This window comes from Staphylococcus condimenti, assembly GCF_001618885.1.
GTDB lineage: Bacteria > Bacillota > Bacilli > Staphylococcales > Staphylococcaceae > Staphylococcus > Staphylococcus condimenti.
The window spans coordinates 1,636,882-1,655,340 of the sequence record NZ_CP015114.1; the positions used below are offsets into that span (position 1 = coordinate 1,636,882).

General features: G+C 35.3%; 15 protein-coding genes. 8 read left to right on the top strand and 7 right to left on the bottom strand.

Features of this window, described 5'->3' with window-relative positions; translation table 11 throughout:
* The first annotated feature begins 195 nt into the window (after positions 1-195).
* A complete protein-coding gene (locus tag A4G25_RS08135; protein WP_047132037.1) occupies positions 196-1,476 on the top strand; it encodes a PrsW family glutamic-type intramembrane protease in 1,281 nt (426 codons plus the stop codon).
* A complete protein-coding gene (locus tag A4G25_RS08140) occupies positions 1,473-2,528 on the top strand; it encodes a zinc-ribbon domain-containing protein (protein WP_047132038.1) in 1,056 nt (351 codons plus the stop codon). The genes A4G25_RS08135 and A4G25_RS08140 overlap by 4 nt, the downstream gene beginning before the upstream one ends.
* 50 nt (positions 2,529-2,578) lie before the next feature.
* Here the strand turns inward: A4G25_RS08140 and A4G25_RS08145 are convergent, their stop codons facing one another.
* Complete coding sequence (locus A4G25_RS08145; RefSeq protein WP_047132039.1) at positions 2,579-3,100, bottom strand: VOC family protein; 522 nt, start codon at positions 3,098-3,100, stop codon at positions 2,579-2,581.
* Between the two features lie 178 nt (positions 3,101-3,278).
* On the opposite strand from A4G25_RS08145, the gene rbsR reads away from it, so the two are divergent.
* From rbsR to rbsK, 4 genes are all read left to right on the top strand, one after another.
* The gene (gene rbsR, locus A4G25_RS08150) at positions 3,279-4,268 is read left to right on the top strand and encodes a ribose utilization transcriptional repressor RbsR (RefSeq protein WP_047132040.1); all 990 of its coding nucleotides are present in this window, start codon (positions 3,279-3,281) and stop codon (positions 4,266-4,268) included.
* A 204-nt stretch (positions 4,269-4,472) separates the two neighbouring features.
* On the top strand, positions 4,473-5,354 hold the full coding sequence (gene rbsU / locus A4G25_RS08155; RefSeq protein ID WP_047132041.1) for a ribose/proton symporter RbsU: 882 nt from the start codon (positions 4,473-4,475) through the stop codon (positions 5,352-5,354).
* Between the two features lie 24 nt (positions 5,355-5,378).
* Positions 5,379-5,783, top strand: a complete 405-nt coding sequence (gene rbsD / locus A4G25_RS08160) for a D-ribose pyranase (protein ID WP_047132042.1) — start codon at positions 5,379-5,381, stop codon at positions 5,781-5,783.
* A gap of 18 nt (positions 5,784-5,801) precedes the next feature.
* Positions 5,802-6,716: a ribokinase gene (rbsK, locus tag A4G25_RS08165; RefSeq protein ID WP_047132043.1), complete on the top strand. Its 915-nt coding sequence runs from the start codon at positions 5,802-5,804 to the stop codon at positions 6,714-6,716.
* A 68-nt stretch (positions 6,717-6,784) separates the two neighbouring features.
* Here rbsK and A4G25_RS08170 read toward each other — a convergent pair whose 3' ends face one another.
* The 6 genes from A4G25_RS08170 to fadX form a co-directional block, all read right to left on the bottom strand.
* The gene (locus A4G25_RS08170; protein WP_047132044.1) at positions 6,785-7,273 is read right to left on the bottom strand and encodes a GNAT family N-acetyltransferase; all 489 of its coding nucleotides are present in this window, start codon (positions 7,271-7,273) and stop codon (positions 6,785-6,787) included.
* A 127-nt stretch (positions 7,274-7,400) separates the two neighbouring features.
* The gene (locus tag A4G25_RS08175; protein WP_047132045.1) at positions 7,401-8,585 is read right to left on the bottom strand and encodes a thiolase family protein; all 1,185 of its coding nucleotides are present in this window, start codon (positions 8,583-8,585) and stop codon (positions 7,401-7,403) included.
* A 30-nt stretch (positions 8,586-8,615) separates the two neighbouring features.
* Positions 8,616-10,877 (bottom strand): 3-hydroxyacyl-CoA dehydrogenase/crotonase FadB, encoded by a 2,262-nt coding sequence (fadB, locus tag A4G25_RS08180; RefSeq protein WP_047132046.1) that lies wholly within the window; start codon positions 10,875-10,877, stop codon positions 8,616-8,618.
* Positions 10,878-10,922: 45 nt separating this feature from the next.
* Complete coding sequence (fadE, locus tag A4G25_RS08185) at positions 10,923-12,131, bottom strand: acyl-CoA dehydrogenase FadE (RefSeq protein WP_047132047.1); 1,209 nt, start codon at positions 12,129-12,131, stop codon at positions 10,923-10,925.
* Positions 12,132-12,210: 79 nt separating this feature from the next.
* The gene (fadD, locus tag A4G25_RS08190) at positions 12,211-13,728 is read right to left on the bottom strand and encodes a long-chain-fatty-acid--CoA ligase FadD (RefSeq protein WP_047132048.1); all 1,518 of its coding nucleotides are present in this window, start codon (positions 13,726-13,728) and stop codon (positions 12,211-12,213) included.
* A 29-nt stretch (positions 13,729-13,757) separates the two neighbouring features.
* The gene (gene fadX, locus A4G25_RS08195; RefSeq protein WP_047132049.1) at positions 13,758-15,314 is read right to left on the bottom strand and encodes a fatty acid degradation protein FadX; all 1,557 of its coding nucleotides are present in this window, start codon (positions 15,312-15,314) and stop codon (positions 13,758-13,760) included.
* Positions 15,315-15,681: 367 nt separating this feature from the next.
* On the opposite strand from fadX, the gene A4G25_RS12985 reads away from it, so the two are divergent.
* Positions 15,682-15,843 (top strand): hypothetical protein, encoded by a 162-nt coding sequence (locus tag A4G25_RS12985; RefSeq protein WP_156483159.1) that lies wholly within the window; start codon positions 15,682-15,684, stop codon positions 15,841-15,843.
* Positions 15,844-15,859: 16 nt separating this feature from the next.
* Positions 15,860-18,415, top strand: coding sequence for a CDP-glycerol glycerophosphotransferase family protein (locus A4G25_RS08200; protein ID WP_047132050.1), 2,556 nt, complete (start codon positions 15,860-15,862; stop codon positions 18,413-18,415).
* Positions 18,416-18,459: the final 44 nt, after the last annotated feature.

Here is an 18,459-nt window from a genome sequence, read left to right on the forward strand (position 1 = left end):
TTATTTTTTAAATAAAAAAACAAAAACATCTCTCTTTATGAGTTGAAAGCGTAAGCAGAGAATATATATTACATTGCAAACATATATATGGAACAACAAAGAAATTTATTTTAAAAATTGTTATAGATTTATTTGGGTTATTTAGGTAATATTAAATTATTGAAATTTGAAATAAATGTGAAAGCGGGAAAGATTATGAAATGTATGAATTGCGGAGAGAGTGTAGATCCGAATGATAAATTTTGTATGCGTTGCGGATCTAATTTAGAAGAGCAAAAAGCTAATCAGTTAGTTGCTAAGACATGCCCTTCATGTGGAAATAATGTTAGCGAAGATGATAAGTTCTGCGGGCACTGCGGATATAATTTTAACAATCCAAATACAAATGAAAATTATTCCAATCAATCTTCAGTAAAAGGTGTACCTGAAGAAAACAGTTTTACACAAGGAGCTAAAAATTTATTTGGAAATACGACTAAATCAATCGGTAAGTTAGCAGGTAACGAAGAAAGTTTAAACATCAACCTAAAAGATATGTTTTCTGAGGTATTTAAAAAGCATACAAAGGAAGAATCAGATGAAATTTTTATAGCAGGTACAAAGAGCACTACACCTAAGCTTGATGAAATTTCAGAAGAATGGGGTAGACCTTGGTTGTTTTCTAGAGTGTTTTTAGCATTTGCTATTACATTTGCAGTATTGTGGGTTTTAGTAAATTCTTTTGAAAATGAATTAGCAATACCTGGATTAATCTTTATTGGTGCTTTAATGGTTCCTCTATCCTGCCTTTTCTTTTTCTATGAATCTAATGCATTTAAGAACATTAGTCTATTTGAAGTGATGAAAATGTTTTTTATTGGAGGAGTACTTTCTCTTCTAAGCACTATGTTTTTGTATGGTTTTGTTACATTTAGTGATGAACATAATGTATATGGAACGCTTACAATCATTGATGCATTTTTAGTAGGATTGGTAGAAGAAACTGGGAAAGCACTTATTATTGTCTATTTCATTAATAAAATGAGAACGAATAAAATTTTAAATGGTTTATTGATAGGAGCAGCAATAGGAGCTGGATTTGCAGTATTTGAATCAGCAGGATATATCCTTACGTACTCATTAAGTAATGTGGATAATTTAACAACCCTAGTATTCATAAGATCTTGGACTGCTATTGGAACCCATATTGTTTGGTCTGCCATTATAGGGGCTGTAATTATTATCGCTAAAGATAATACGAAATTCTCATTCAATAATATTGGGAATAAAAGTTTCTTATTTTTCTTTTTTGTTTCAGTATTACTGCATACCATTTGGGATACAGATATTACTTTATTAGGTAGCGGTACGTTGAAATATGTTGTATTGATAGTTATTGCTTGGATTTTTGTTTTTATCTTAATGAAAGCAGGTCTGAATCAAATAGACTTCTTTAGAAATGAAGAAGCGTTGATTCAACAAGGTGAAAATGAATGAGATATTGCCCTAATTGCGGAGAGGAAGTAGAAAAGGGACAGTTATATTGTAGTAATTGCGGGACAATGTTAAATGAAACACATACACAAAACAGCAGAAGAAACAGAAAACAAAATACGGGTAAAGCATGGATTATTATAGCAGCAGTTTTAGTAGCATTAATAACTGCTGCGATAGCAATTTATTTTCTATTTACATTTCTAAAAAATCCATCTGATACATCTCGTAATAATACAAATCATTATGAAAACACTATTGGTAAAGTTGATGTATTATCTAAAGAATTCAGCGAAAACTTTATGAACCAAGATAATACAGGTGGATACAAAGGATTCGAACTGGGAATGTCGCCTCAAGAGATAAAGCATAAATTCGGTAACGAAGATGGGACAGTTGAATTAGGTATCGGAAAAGTTCATAAATATGGTGATATGGGCGTGTATTATGGTTCTGACAATACAGTTTCCTCAGTATATGTGTTACCTGATAATGTTACTGTGGATGAATTTAAAAAAGTACATGGGGAACCAACCAAACAAACAGATGAACAGATGATATATGATGATAATCCTGATAATGGATTTACAATATTTATTAATCATAAGGATGGAAAAATTCAATCTGTAGAGAACACTTTTCAAATGGATACTTCAAGTTTAGATCAGATAAAATCAAGTAATAATTCTGCTCAAAATCTTAACGAAAAATTCACTCGAGATGTACTGAATTATAGTGATGGGATTAGCAAAATAATGAACACCGCGTTTAGTGCAGTGGATTATACGGATCAACCTGAAAGTTTAGCTGAAGCTAGATCGATGACTGATAGCTGGGATGGTTTATTAAATGACATTGAAAACCAAGCTGATACTGATGAAGAGCAAAAGATTGTAGAGCAATTACAAGGATTTAAAAATGAAAGAAATGAAATTCTGGACGATATTGAACAATTTGTTGATAACCATGATTCTGAAGCTTGGCATAATGCACAAAAAAAGAATGTATCTTTAGATGAGGAACTAAAAGCGTTTTTTGATGAATTCCCGAATTAAAATAGGACTGGTGAATATCCTCACCAATCCTGTTTTTTTATTTTCTGATTTTATTTTTTGGGTATAAATACTTCTGCTTCGCTGTCTTCAGGATAATAATAACCGTTAGGCACTGTCTGTAATTCAATCAAACTGCCCCATGGTGCTTTAATATAAACTGTTTGATTTCCTGATGTATCTTCATATCTTGTATTAAAGTGAGGTTCTGAAATAGGTTCGCCGCCTGCTTCAATTATCTGTTCTAATGCACTTTCGAAATCATCTACATAAAAAGCAATATGTGTAAATCCGATATCTTGAAGTGATTCTGCAGCACGTTGTTGCGCGTTTGCGAATTCAAACATTTCAATATTAGGCCCATTACCGAACACCATCATACGTTTTTTAATGATTTTAGCACCAGATTCCAACCCTAAAAATCGTTCTACATCTTCACCGCCACGTGGCGATTCCATTTCTGTCTGACTGTCATAGGCGATTTTACCGTTTAATCCTTTCTTAAAGAATTCTGTCGCTGCTTCTATATCTGGTACAGTTAACCCAATATGATTGATGCCTCTTGTTATATCCATAGCACTATCACTTCTTTCTTTAAATAGAACTTATATTTATTATATTAACCATAACAACTGGATTTTATGCTTATTTAAAATTTAACAAGATAATCTGCTACCAATTATTTTGTTGCATGATATGATGTGAGTAAATCAATTAATATTTAAAAGTGAAAAAGTGTAAGGGGATAGAGTAATGAAAAAAGTATCAATTAAAGATGTTGCGCATAAAGCTGGCGTATCAGTAACCACAGTATCCCATATACTAAACCATAACGCGGAACGCTTTTCTAAAGAAACAATTCATAAAGTAATGGAAGCAAAAGAAACGTTAGGTTATTTTCCAAATAAGAATGCACAACAATTAAGAGGCAGCAAAATTAAATTAATCGGTGTCTTACTTCCAAGTTTAACAAATCCATTTTTCTCAACAATTATGCAAAGTATGGATCAAAATAAACCAGAAGATGTCGATTTATTCTTTTTAACGACCACTGGAAAAGAATTGGAGAGTAATATCAAGCATTTAGTAGAACGCGGTATGGATGGCTTAGTGATTGGCCGTTTAATCGAAAATCCAGAAGCGCTTGATACATATTTGAAAAAAAGAAATGTGCCTTATGTTGTGCTGGATCAAAGTGAAGATCATGGGTTTACAGATATGATTCGAACAGATGAAAAGGCAGGCGGGCAACTTGCAGCGGAGCATTTGGTTGGATTAGGACACAGAAATATGGCGATTGTCCAACCGCATAAGATGATGGCAAATATGAAAGATAGAGTATACGGCTTCAAGTCTTATTGTCAAAAACACGGTATCCCTGATCCGATTATATATGAAACAGACTTGTCTAAAGCCGGCGGTGCATCCATTGTATCTTCAATTGTAGAAAGTAATGCGACAGATGCTTTTGCGATTAATGATGAAATGGCTATCGGTATTATGAGAGGGATGGCTGATAGAGGTCTGTCAGTACCGAGTGATTTATCATTGGTGGGATATGATGATATTGATTTCGCAAGATACATGATTCCTTCGCTTACCACAGTTGCACAACCTATGGAAGACGTAGGGGCGCTTGCATTAACGTTGATTATGAAAAAAATCCAAAGCCAAGGTTCAAATACTGAAAAAATTGAATTACCGAACAAGTTAGTGATAAGAGAAACGACACATCGCATATAGTATATATTGATTATCAAAGGTCTCAGAAGTGGAATAAACACCATTTTTGAGACCTTTCTTTTTTTCATATCAAAATTTGAATATGGCAAAATTTCTACATCGATATGAAAGCGTATACACATTTAAAAGAAAGTGTTATAGTTTAGTAAAACGTTTTACTAAAATGCTATTTACAAATTAAATATAAAAATAGAGGTGTAAATTATGAATATGGTCGCATTATTAATCGGTTTAGGTCCATTGCTCGGTTGGGGGTTATTTCCAACCATCGCATCAAAATTCGGTGGTAAACCTGTTAACCAAATTATCGGAACGACGGTAGGGACATTAATTTTCGCAAGTGTCTTTTATGCATTTACAGCAAGAGAATTTCCGACAGGTATGAATTTATTCTTTTCGATTCTTTCAGGAGCAGGTTGGAGTTTTGGTCAAATTTTAACTTTCAAAGCATTTGAATATATCGGTTCATCACGTGCGATGCCTGTAACAACAGCTTTCCAATTATTAGGGGCATCACTTTGGGGTGTATTTGCACTCGGCAACTGGCCTGGCGTTACAAATAAAATCATTGGTTTCATCGCATTAGCGGTTATTTTAATTGGTGCACGTATGACAGTGTGGAGTGAAAAATCTGAAGCCACAGATAGCGGTAACTTAAGAAAAGCAGTCATCATTTTATTAATTGGTGAAATCGGTTATTGGTTATATTCAGCAGCACCGCAAGCAACAGATATCGGTGGTAAAAATGCATTTTTACCTCAAGCTATCGGTATGTTGATTGTTGCTGTGATTTACGGTTTGATGAATATGAAAAAAGACAATCCATTTACAAATAAAATTACATGGTTGCAAATTATTTCAGGATTCTTCTTTGCATTTGCAGCATTAACTTACTTAATTTCTGCACAGCCTGATATGAATGGCTTAGCAACAGGCTTTATTCTTTCACAAACTTCAGTAGTGCTTGCAACATTAACAGGCATCTATTTCTTGAATCAACGTAAAACTTCTAAAGAAATGGTCATTACAGTAATTGGTTTGGTGCTTATTTTAGCAGCAGCTGCAGTGACAGTCTTTATTAAATAATGAATAATTAGGGAGAGATAGAGAATGAAAAAAACACCTTTACTTAATAGTCAGGTTTCTCAAGCAGCAGCAACAGTTGGACATTTTGATTTATTAACAATCAATGATGCAGGCATGCCGATTCCAAATGATGAACGTCGTATTGATTTAGCTGTAACAAAAGCATTACCGCGCTTTATTGATGTTTTAGAAACCGTACTGACAGAAATGGAAATTCAAAAGATATATTTAGCTGAAGAGATTAAAACACATAACCCAGAGCAATTAAAAGCGATTAAAGGATTGATAGATGAGGATGTCGAAATTGAATTCATTCCGCATTCACAAATGAAAGAATATTTAAGCCATCCTTTAAATAAAGGTAATATCCGCACAGGGGAAATTACGCCATTTTCAAATATTATTCTTGAGTCTAATGTGACATTTTAAGGGAAGGAGAGATGCTTTATGACAAATAAAGTTGTAATTTTGGGGTCAACGAATGTTGATCAGTTCTTAACAGTCGAACGTTACGCAAAACCTGGGGAAACACTTCATGTTGAAAAAGGACAAAAATTATATGGCGGCGGTAAAGGTGCCAATCAAGCGATTGCGACAGCACGCATGGGAGCAGAGACAACGTTTATTTCTAAAGTCGGTAAAGATGGCTTAGCGGATTTTATGTTCGATGATTTTAAAGAAGCGGGCATGAATATTGATTATATTTTAGAATCTGAAACAGAAGATACAGGCCAAGCCTTTATTACAGTTGATGCAGAAGGCAGTAATACGATTTATGTGTATGGCGGTGCTAATATGGCGATTACGCCTGAAGATGTTGATAAAGCTGCTTCAAAAATTAAAGAGGCAGATTATGTAGCGGCACAATTAGAAGTACCGGTACCTGCGATTATTCAAGCCTTTAAAATTGCGAGAGAAGCGGGTGTGACAACTGTTTTAAATCCTGCGCCTGCTGAAAAGCTTCCTGAAGAACTATTAAGTTTAATAGATGTCATTGTACCAAATGAATTTGAAGCTGAAATATTATCCGGTGTCCCAGTTGCAGATGAAAAATCTATGGCACAAAATGCGGATTATTTCTTAGATTTAGGAGTTAAGGTGGTCGTGATTACTTTAGGTGAACAAGGCACGTATTATGCAGTAGAAGGTGATTCTGGTTTAGTTAAAGCTTATACGGTTCAAGCAGTGGATACAACAGCTGCAGGCGATACTTTTATCGGAGCTTTTGTCAGCAGATTTGAGGTAAATAAAATGAATTTAGTTGAAGCAATTGATTACGCGAATAAAGCAGCTTCATTAACTGTACAAAAACCAGGGGCACAAGCTTCTATTCCTTTGGTAAGCGAAGTAGACAACATATAAAAATAAGAAATCGTTATATTGAATTGATAATTATTAGAAAAACTTCGCTGTTGTTTAGCGAAGTTTTTTTATGTGAATTGTTTAATCAAATTGAACCATTGAACACCACCATGTTCAGATGCTGAAATGCCATCGTTTGTATAACCGTACTTTTCATAAAATGGAATCAAATCAGCTTTGCATGTTAATGTAATACCTTCACGTTGGTTATCTTTTGCTGTACTTTCAAGTTGTTTTAACAACTGTCCTGCAAGCCCTTGATTTCGATAATCTTTTGCGACAACTAATCCTAATATAGCGATATAACCGCCTGTTGATGGATTAGGTTCAATCGTTTCAAATAAATCATCTGTGATATACATATTTTCAATGACAGGGCCATTCACATATCCTGCAATTTCTCCATTAGATTCTGCGACAATGAAGGTATCTTTAATATTTTGGATTCTGTCGATAAGTGCTTTTTCAGTCGCCGCTTCTTTAGGTGTAAATCCTTCATTTTCAATCTCAAGTATTTCTGATAAATCACTTTCATTTACAAGTCTGAATTGATACATTTACAATCCTCTTTTCTGTTCTTAAGTTTAAAACAGTGTAGACCCTAATCTTTGATTGGTCAATTGTTTCTATAAAAAGAGCAATTGAAAAAGCAGACCACAAGATGTAATCTGCTTTCAAATCAATCTATCTCACATATTCAAATATTCCTGCTGCACCCATACCGGCTCCGATACACATAGATACCATACCGTATTTTGTATCGGGGCGTTTTTTCATCTCAGATAACAAACGTGCAGTCAGTATTGCACCTGTAGCACCTAATGGATGCCCTAAGGATATTGCACCGCCATTCACATTTGTAATATCTGTATTGAGTTTGACTTCTCTGATAGAAGCAACGGTTTGTGAAGCGAAAGCTTCGTTCAACTCAATCAAATCCATATCGTCAATTGATAAATTTGTCAGTGATAATACTTCTGGAATCGCATAGGCTGGCCCGATTCCCATCACTTTAGGATCAACACCGACAGCTTTATATCCTACAAAGCGTGCAATCGGTGTAACACCTAATTCTTTAACTTTTTCACCAGACATAAGTACCACAAAGCCTGTGCCATCTGATAGTGGTGCAGACGTACCAGCTGTGACAGTTCCATCTGCTTTAAAGACAGTCGGCAGTGTCGCGAGTACTTCTTCGTTTGTGTCTGGACGGATAAATTCATCTTTGTCGAAAGTCTCATGACCGACTTGAGGCCCTTTTTCAGTATAAGATACTGTATTAACTTCAATTGGAATAATTTCATCATCAAATTTACCTTCTGATTGTGCTTTGGCAGCACGTTGATGACTTTGTACAGCATATTTATCTTGGTCTTGTCGTGAAACATTATATTGATCAGCGACATTTTCCGCTGTAAGTCCCATAGGGTAAGACACCCCGGCGTCTTCTTCTTGTAAAGTCGGATTATTAGTAGGTTCATTACCGCCCATCGGTACAGCCCCCATGAATTCAATACCACCAGCGACCAAAACATCACCTTGTCCTGCCATGATTTCATTTGCGGCAGTCGCAATGGTTTGTAATCCTGAAGAACAATAGCGGTTGACGGTTTGTCCAGGTACAGTATCAGGTAAGCCAGCACGTAATGCAATAGTACGCGCAGTGTTCATACCTTGCAATCCTTCTGGGAAAGCTGTTCCGACGATGACATCTTCAACCATTTCTGGTTTGAAATTGCCATCTACACGTTCTAATACACCTTTTAATACTTTCGCAGCAACATCGTCTGGTCTTTCATGAAGGAATGCTCCATTTTTAGCTTTAGCTACTGCTGAACGTCCATAAGCTACAATATATGCTTCTCGCATGCTCATCATCCTCTCTTTAACTTTTCATGATTAATTGCGTAATGGTTTGCCAGTTTCAAGCATGTGGCTGATACGTTCATAAGTCTTTTTCGTTTTCAGCAATTCTATAAAGTTTTCTTTTTCTAAAGTTTGAATATAGCGCTGGTTGACGAAGGTATTGCGCGGTAGGTCTCCGCCTGCTAGGACTGTTGCGATACGTGATGCGATATTGTAATCATGTTCACTGATAAAGTGACCTTTTACTTGTGCATCTAATTGACCTTCAGCATTCGCTTTGAAGTCTTCACCTAATGCAATATATTGTTGTTTAGTTGCAGGAATGTAGTTAGTATCTGCTTCGAATTGAGCGCGTTTCAGTGCAACTTCCACACGTTTTTCTTTGTTGAAGATAACTGTATCTGTATCGCGTAAATAGCCGTACCGTTGTGCTTCATAAGCGTTTGTAGACACTTTCGCGAAACCGATATTCATCAATACTTTAGACATGCTCGCTTGTTTATCATCTGCTTTATGAGAGGTGCTGAGAATACGATCTGCCATTTCAGCTAAACCACCGCCACTTGGCAGTAAACCTACACCCGCTTCAACAAGTCCGATATATGTCTCGCTTGCTGCGACTACGAATGGAGAATAAAGAACAAGTTCACACCCTCCGCCGAGTGCACGGCCCTGTACAGCTGTAACGACTGGTTTTAAGCTGTATTTCAAGCGGTTGAAGCTATAATGTAATTTCTCGATAGCATCTCCAATTGCATTATCAACAACATTATCTTCATGTGCTTTTTTCATTTGGTACAAGTTAGCACCGACACTGAAGTTATTACCATCAGCGTAAATGACCATGCTTGAGAAATCTTGGTTTTCCAACATATCAATCGCTTCTACTAAATCATCATTGAAATCATCTGTAATCACATTATTTTTACTTTGTAATTTCAGTAATAATTGATCACCATTTGCGATAGATAATTTAGAGTCTCGATTATCCCAGATTTCTTCATCAACAAAGTCAGAAACAGGTGCTACATTTTCAATACTTTCACCAGCTTCATAGAAATTACCATCGATATCATCTAACCATTCAGGTAAGTCTCCGAGTTCGTCTTCGATACGTGATTTAACTCGGTCAAATCCTATCAAGTCCCATAATTGGAAAGGACCTAGTTTCCAGTTGAATCCCCATACCATAGCACGGTCGATATCTCTGAAATCATCTGATGCTTTCGGTACATTTTTTGCTGAATAATAGAAGTTGTTACGCAATGTTTCCCACAAGAACTTGCCAGCTTTATCATCGGCTTCAAAAATGACATCTAAATTATGTTTCAAGTCTTTATTAAATTCTGCTAAAATCGGCAATTGAGGTTGATCGACTGGAAGATAATCTCCTGTTTCAGGGTCATAGACTAAACGTTGTTTCTTTTCTTTATCTTTTTTATAGAAACCTTGTTTTGTCTTACGGCCTAATGCACCAGCTTCATATAACTTATTCGGCAATTCAGCTTCTTGGAAATAAGGTGCTTCATCCGGAACTTGTTGTAAACCTTTAATTACAGAAACAGCGATGTCTAAACCGACCAAATCTGTCAGCGCATAAGTTCCTGTTTTAGGACGTCCTATGGCTTTGCCTGTCAGGGCATCGACTTCTGTAATAGAGAAGCCGTCTTGTTCTGCGCGATACATGACATCGTTCATAGAATGTGTACCGATACGGTTTGCTACGAAACCAGGAACATCATGAGCGATAACGACACCTTTACCTAATACATTCGTTGCGAAATCGCTGATTTCTTCGATGACGCTTGGGTCAGTTGCTTCTGTTGGTATCACTTCGACTAATTTCATAATACGTGGTGGATTAAAGAAATGAAGTCCGAAGAAACGTGATTTGTCTGCTGAATCGAATGATTTTGCGATTGCGTTAATGGGAATACCTGATGTATTTGTCGCAAAAAGTGCATCTGCTTTGGCATGTTTTGTGACTGCTTGCCATACTTGGTGTTTAATATCTATATCTTCTTTGACTGCTTCAATATATAAATCAGCATCATCATTTTCTAAATCCTCATTGAAATTACCATAGGTTAAGTTATCCGCCAGACTTAAATCAAAAAGTAGAGGACGTTTCTTATCTGTGATAGTTTCATATGCTTTTTTGGAAATTTTATTAGGATCATCTTTATCTACTACAATATCTAGTAATTTAACTTTTAAGCCTGCATTGACTAATACTGCCGCCAATTGAGCGCCCATTGTACCAGCACCTAAGACGGTTACTTTTCTGATTGTCATATTCATTCCTCCTGTTTTGTGAGTGTACTTTTGTATAGCTGAGAATTAAACAAAAGCTGAATCTCCAGTAAGGGCACGTCCGATAACAAGCGCGTTGATTTCATGTGTTCCTTCATACGTATAAACGGCTTCTGCATCTGAGAAGAAACGTGCAATATCATATTCACCAGCTAAGATACCATTGCCTCCTGTGATGCCGCGTCCCATGGCAGCTGATTCTCGGTATCTTAAAGCATTCATCATTTTAGCTGCTGATGTCGCAACTTCATCATATTCACCATGTTCTTGCATACGTGCTAACGCTGCACATGTTGACATTGCTTGTGCTAAGTTGCCTTGAATCATTGCTAATTTTTCTTGTACGAGTTGATAATTACTAAGTGATTTTCCGAATTGTTTACGTTGTTTTACATAATCTAATGTAGCGCGTAATGTTCCAGCTATACCGCCTGTTGCCATATATGCTACACCTGCACGTGTTGAATATAGGATTTTTGCAATGTCTTTAAAGCTGTTGATATTTTGCAGGCGGTCTTCTTCACTGACTTCTACATTTTTTAAAGTAATGAGTGCATTCGGCACGATACGTAAAGCAATTTTATCTTGTAGTACTTCAATATCAACACCATCTTGTTCAGGTCTGACAACGAAGCAGACAGGTTTTCCAGTTTCTTTGTTTACCGCAAAGACAGGAATAACATCTGCCACATTCGCTCCGCCGATCCATTTTTTAGAACCATTAATGACCCATTTATCGCCTTTCTTTTCAGCAATAGTTTCTAAACCGCCGGCTACATCGGAACCATGATCGGGCTCTGTCAGTGCGAAGCATGTGCGTAATTCATGTGACTGCAATTTTGGAACATATTTCGCAACTTGTTCTTTGCTGCCGCCGAATAAAAAGGCATTATGACCTAAGCCTTGATGGACACCTAATAAAGTGATGAGCGATACATCAAAGCGTCCGATAGTATATGACATAAAGAATTGGAAAAGTTGGCTTGGTGTTTTCGCACCTTCACGTCCTTCATAAAGAAGCGGGTTAGTGAAGTATTGTAATTTCCCCATTTCCTCAAAGAAATCTTCAGGAATCGTTGCATCTGCCCAATGTCTGTTGATATCTTTGCGGAATTTGCTTTCTAAAACATCATCCATTTGTTTAAGTAGCTTTACTTCTCCATCTGTTAATCCTTTGGAAATATTCATAATATCTTCTGGATAAAGTTCTTTTAACACTTCTTCTTTATTGCTCATAGTAAAATCCCCCTTATTTGAAGGTGAGTAAGCGATACAAAGTTTAATTGTAAACGCTTACATAACCTTGTAAAAATTTTTACTGATTGGCTTCCAAGTGATTTTTAGCTTTTTCATTCATAATTTCAGTAATTCTTAATTTATCTGGTTTTTGAGTTGAATTTAAAGGCATTGTTTCAACTACTTCATACATCTTCGGTACTTTATAACCTGCTACATATTCCCGCATATGTGCATCTAATTTTTCTTCGAAGTCTGGATCTTCTTCTCGTAAGATAACAGCAGCTCCGATAGATTCTCCAAATTTTGGATCGTTGTATCCAACGACAACACAACGGTCAACGAGCGGATGTTTTGCTAAAGCTGTTTCAACTTCAGAAGGGATGACATTTTCTCCTCCTGTAATAATCATTTCTTTTTTACGGTCAATGATATACAAGTCGCCGTCTTCATCTTTCTTCGCTAAATCACCAGTTAATAGATAGCCGTCTTGTAGAATTTCAGCTGTTTCCTCTGCACGGTTCCAATAGCCTGGAGTAACGTTTCGTGCTTTGATTGCAAGCTCTCCGATTTCGCCTGTTTCTACTTCATTATGGTCGTCATCTAAAATACGCGCATCAACGAACATCACGGCTTTTCCGATACTCATTGGTTTTGCTTGTGCGTTGTCTGGAGTATTAACAACAACCATAGGTGCTTCTGTTAGACCATAGCCGTTGATAATATTAATGCCGTATTTCTTGAATGCTTCTTGAATACTTGGAAGTGGGTGAGAACCGCCTTGAATGACAAATTTGATATCTCTGAAATCTTCAGGGTTAAAGTTGTCTTGACGAATCGTGCTGTAATACATAGTAGGTATCAAGATGAGGAAATCTGGTTTGTATTTGGCAATCATTTGGTTCATTGCTTCACCTTCGAAATAGCGTTGTAAAACTAATGTTGCACCTGCCATCATAGATGGTAAGACAGTATCATTTAAACCAAGCACATGAAACATCGGTGTACTGATAATTGTAGTGAAATCTGAGTTGAGTCGATAAGTGAGTTGGATGTTAGCGCCATTGTTCATAAAGGATTCATAGGAGAACATGACACCTTTTGGTGTACCAGTTGTACCACTTGTATAAATTAATGCAGCAGTATCATCGGGTTCAACAGAAATTGATTGATATGGACGATGATGTTTCGGATTTGTAATTTCATCATAGTCTTTTGAATCGATATCCATATGCAACAATTCTGGATCCACAAGTGAAAGCGAGCTTAAATGTTTTTCTGCATAGAAAAGAAGTTTTACTCCAGAATCTTCTACGATACTTGCGATTTCTTTCGGGTTGAGTCGCCAATTCATCGGTAAGAATATAATACCTGTCTTGAAAGAAGCTGCCATTAAATCAATAACAGACACATCATTTGGTGCAAAAATACCGACAACATCTCCGTGTTTGAGACCTTGGTCTGTGAGATAGTTTGCTAAATTTTCAGCGCGTATATTCAAGTCTTGATATGTCCATTCTGTTCCTTTAAACGGGTCAATCACTGCGGGTTTTTCTTCGTCAAAATCTGATCTTGTTTTAATCCAATCGAAATTCATAAGTATACCCCCTTATCTTTTTACATACTTCAATGAATTGATCGTGCTAATAATCCCCATTGTTCTTGATAAATCGTGTGGTCAATCGTTTTCAAATCTTTTGCGATTAACGGTTTGAAACCCATTTGTTGAATAATATCTTTTTCTAAATTAAGACCTGGTGCTATTTCTATTAAAGTTAAACCCTCATCTCGCAGCTCAAAAACAGCGCGGTCGGTTACAATATAAACTTCTTGGTTCAAAGTCTTAGCGTATGATGCGTTGAAGTCGATGTTGCTGACTTCAGGTATGAATTTTTGGGTTGTACCTTCTTCGATGACTTCTAGTTGTTCATCTTTGATTGTTAGTTGACTTCTAGCAACTAAACTTCCAGAAAAAATAATACGCTGAACAGATTGGCTGATGTCTATAAATCCTCCGCAACCATTCATTCGATTGCCGAAATAAGAAACATTTACATTACCATTCTGGTCAATTTCTGCAAAGCTGAGATAAGCGACTGATATACCTCCGTTGTAAATAAAATCCCAAGTTTGATCATGCGGTAAACGGAAATCGAAGTTAGCATTCATTCCAAAATGTTTTCCGCTGCCGATAAATCCGCCGAAAATTCCTATATCTTGAACAGGCTGCACTTGATGTTCGACATTTTCTTCATACAATAAATTAGATAATTCATTGTTGATACCAAAACCAATACTAATCGTGTCTCCTTCATTTAAAAACTGTGCTGCCCGGCGCAAGATTGTTTTTCTTGTGTTAAACGGGAGGGGAGGATCGATGCGTTTTTTCGTTGTTCCCTCTCCTGAAAAAACAGGATCATAGTCTGTTTGGATGAGTTGTCTATGATGTTTGGAATCACCAACGACATATACATAATCAACAAGTGAACCAGGTATAAAGACATCATCAGGGTTTATATCGGGTGTATCGATAATTTCTTTTACCTGTACAATCACGGTACCATGGGTGGACTTTGCATTGAGCGCAACGCTGTAGCCTTCTGATAAATAAGCTTCTTGCGATACATAAATGTTGCCTTGCTTATCTGCATACGTACCTCTTAATAAAGCAACATCAACAGACGGCAACTGATAGTGCAAATAGTCTTCATTTTCTATGTTTAAAAATGTGACAAGTTGCTCAGTCGTCTTTTCGTTTGTGCGTCCTCCCTTATAACGCGGATCAATCGTGGTGTTTAATCCAATCTTAGTAATAACCCCAGGTAAGATTGAATTAGTTTGTCTATAATGTGTTGCGATTACACCTTGCGGTAAAAAGTATGCCTCTATCTCATTGTTTTTAATAGCTTCTGCAGTTTTTGGAGAAGCAGTCATAATACTCATGATAATCCGTGAAATCATTCCCCGTTCCACGAAATCATCAAGTTCTGGTTCTAACCCCATACTGCTGATATCATTTGCATTAATAAAAGTCAGTTCTTTAGGAGAACCGGTTTTATCATAGGTGTCTAGTAAATTTCTTAGAAGTTCAGCAGGTAAATTAGAAACAGTTAAAGCAGCAACCCCGATTACATCGCCATCTTTCACAATGTGCTGTAAATCTTGCCATTTTATTTGTTCCATAAAAAGACCCCTTTGCTTTTTATTTTAGAACCCCCTTTTTCGAATATGTAAACCCTTACAAAAAATATAACATATGAACAAAAAATGTAAAAATAAAAAGACATTCAATTCAGAAAATTGTTTCAATTTATAGATGAAAACCTTGAAAATACAATCATTTGGAAAGATATAATCAAAAAACTCAATAAATAGTTTTACATGCAATAAGCTAATACTTATTGACTAATTGTATATTAGAAATGGTAAGTTACATTTTTAATGATTTTTTACTGTTTTTATTTTTACAAACTTTACAATAAATTTAAATAGCGTTAAATTTTGTAATATCTTATGTTATAATTTGGGCAAATTGGGTGAGGTGTTAAACGTGAGAAAACTGATTATGGCGCTATTACCGCTATTTATTTTATTTAAAATCAGAGGTTATTTTTTAAAACAAGAAAATCAAAAGTTTGATGAAATTGATATCGAATCAGATGAAGATAGACACCATGATGAAGAAGATGAACAAATAAATTCTGTTATTTAGTTGAAGGGAGTCATCTATGATTTTAGAAGAAATTAAAAACAAATTAACAAGAAAATTTGAAATAGGTCATATTTATGTAGGCGATGAGTCAATTTTTTTAACGTGTCGCTTAGAAAACTTTATTAACTTTAATGCTAAAAAATTTGAAGTTGCTGTGAATGGTAAAAAAATTCCGTTTGAAATCACTTCGAAACATCCACACGAGTTGGTAGTGATGTTAAAAACTGATGAAATCATCAATCAAAGAGACGCTCAAAAAATTACCTTTTCATTAAATGGAAAACAGTTGTGGATTACTGCTGCAAATAAATTGAAACACATTTATCAAGTAGGAAATACCTTATATCAAGTTAATGTAGCTAAAGCAATTTCCATAAAACCGTATAATACAGGTCATGATGTTATTGATGAGCCGGTAAAATTATCATTAACTCCAAAAAAAGATGAGAAGTTATCAGTAGTAAGTGATAAAAAGATTGAGGGACTTTTACTGATTAACCAAAACCATATGAAAACACTGGACATTCGTAACGGTGAACTTAATTATACTTATATCCAAGATAAGATTAAAAAAGAATCATTTTTAATCTATGCAGTAGAGGATACGAATATCTACCCCGTACAAATTAACGAAGCTGTAGATGTTCCATATTACTTTATGTCATATAGATGGTGGGGCAATACTTTAAACATTACTAGAGATTATTATAAGGTTGGAAGAATAGATATTAGTCAATTAATCGATGATGATGTGATTAATTTATCATTTCAATCCTTTGATGCCACAGGAAAAGATGATCAAATTGAAGTCGGTGTAGTCAACTTTGATTATACAGATGTAATTCCGTTACCGACATTTACATCTTTGCGCAAAATTTCAGTTAAGATTCCTATTTCTTTATTAACTACACCTAAACGTAAGAAATTATTTATACGCATTGATGGTAAAACGTATTTGTTGAGAGGCAAAATAAAACCGTATTCAGGGTATCGACAAATTGATTCAGAATTGTATAGGCTAACTGTTTCAGAACATTACGGTGTAACGATTGCGCATAAAAAACCGAAAATTAGATCAGGTGTTAATACTGTAGAGGAAGACGAACTTAATATTTATTTCCAACCTCATGAAGTTTATCGTCATTGTGATTATTATTTAACATTTGAAGAAAGAGAATCCGCAAATCAATATCAGATTCCAATTCGTAGAGGCGAACAAGATATTCCGATTGATTATGCAGCCTTAAATCAATTACTCACTAAAAAGAAATCAATTATCGATGTGTTTATCACAATTTATGATGGTGACGAGTTAGTGAGAAAAGATAAAATTAAATTCAAAGAAGGCATTTATAAAAAAGACAGTGTGTATACATTGAAAAAATATAAAGAAGGCAATTATACAACGTTCTTTATGCTGACATTGACACCATTTAAAAATATTAAGTTTGAAACATTTGAACTAAGTGATGCACAAATTAAAATATTAAACGACAACAACGTTAAAAACGATAATATTTGGATGGTTGGTGAACGTACGGATACTGCACAAGAAAGCGGCATTCAATTTTTTGAATGGTTGCAACAACATACAGACGCAGATGTTTATTATGTAATAGATGGCGATTCTGAAGATTATCAAGATATTAAACATATGAAAAATATATTACGTTTCGGTTCGGATGAACACTTGAAAATTGCAGCTCAGGCTAAAGTAGTGATGAGTACACATGATATTGAAAATATTATGCCTTATAAAGCAGCACCTGAATTCTGGGGTTATGAAGATACAATCAAAATCTTCTTGCAGCATGGCGTGTTAGGAAGAAAAAATGTTGAATATCATAAAAAATATTATGATGATTCATTTGATTTATTCAATGTTTCAAGCGAATATGAAAAATACGATATCGTCGTAGATGAAATGGGTTATAAACCAGAAGAAATCGCTGTAACAGGATTGGCTCGATTTGACCGTTTACCGCTTAAACCAAAAAAACAATTGAAAAAAGTTTTGATTATGCCGACATGGCGTGATTGGTTGAATAGTAATGAAGCATTTGAAAAGAGTGAATATTTATCACGCTATCTCAGCTTGGTTAACAGTGAAAAATTAAAAACGCTAAGTGAAGAGTATGATTTAGAAATCAACTTCTATCCCCATTATCGTGCTCAACAGTTCTTCCAAGACTATTTGGCAGATGCTGAATTATCACATGTAAACTTTATCGAACTTGGTAAGAAATCAGTACAAGATTTATTAATTGAACATGATTTATTAATTACAGACTACAGTACTGTAAGTACTGACTTTAATTATATGGATAAACCAGTTATCTTCTATCATTTTGATGTCAGCCAATTTTTCCGAAAAGGTATTTTAAGACCGATAGATGAAACGTTTATTGGCGACATTGTCTATTCTGAAAATGAATTGATTTCTAAGATTTCGGATAAAATTAATAGTCAGAAACCTGCACATTATGATCGAAGCTTAATATTTGATCATATCGATCATCAAAACAGCCAACGTATTTATGATGAAATATGTGCTAAATTAAAAAAGAAATAAAGTATGAATAACCAAAAATGAATATAAGTTACAGTAGTTGATGA

Coding starts and splice junctions, on each gene's coding strand:
- fadD (WP_047132048.1), bottom strand. CDS start 13,728: ATGAATTTCGATTGGATTAAAACAAGATCAGATTTTGACGAAGAAAAA.
- fadX (WP_047132049.1), bottom strand. CDS start 15,314: ATGGAACAAATAAAATGGCAAGATTTACAGCACATTGTGAAAGATGGC.
- rbsR (WP_047132040.1), top strand. CDS start 3,279: ATGAAAAAAGTATCAATTAAAGATGTTGCGCATAAAGCTGGCGTATCA.
- A4G25_RS08140 (WP_047132038.1), top strand. CDS start 1,473: ATGAGATATTGCCCTAATTGCGGAGAGGAAGTAGAAAAGGGACAGTTA.
- A4G25_RS08175 (WP_047132045.1), bottom strand. CDS start 8,585: ATGCGAGAAGCATATATTGTAGCTTATGGACGTTCAGCAGTAGCTAAA.
- A4G25_RS08170 (WP_047132044.1), bottom strand. CDS start 7,273: ATGTATCAATTCAGACTTGTAAATGAAAGTGATTTATCAGAAATACTT.
- A4G25_RS08135 (WP_047132037.1), top strand. CDS start 196: ATGAAATGTATGAATTGCGGAGAGAGTGTAGATCCGAATGATAAATTT.
- fadE (WP_047132047.1), bottom strand. CDS start 12,131: ATGAGCAATAAAGAAGAAGTGTTAAAAGAACTTTATCCAGAAGATATT.
- rbsD (WP_047132042.1), top strand. CDS start 5,379: ATGAAAAAAACACCTTTACTTAATAGTCAGGTTTCTCAAGCAGCAGCA.
- A4G25_RS08200 (WP_047132050.1), top strand. CDS start 15,860: ATGATTTTAGAAGAAATTAAAAACAAATTAACAAGAAAATTTGAAATA.
- rbsK (WP_047132043.1), top strand. CDS start 5,802: ATGACAAATAAAGTTGTAATTTTGGGGTCAACGAATGTTGATCAGTTC.
- rbsU (WP_047132041.1), top strand. CDS start 4,473: ATGAATATGGTCGCATTATTAATCGGTTTAGGTCCATTGCTCGGTTGG.
- fadB (WP_047132046.1), bottom strand. CDS start 10,877: ATGACAATCAGAAAAGTAACCGTCTTAGGTGCTGGTACAATGGGCGCT.
- A4G25_RS08145 (WP_047132039.1), bottom strand. CDS start 3,100: ATGGATATAACAAGAGGCATCAATCATATTGGGTTAACTGTACCAGAT.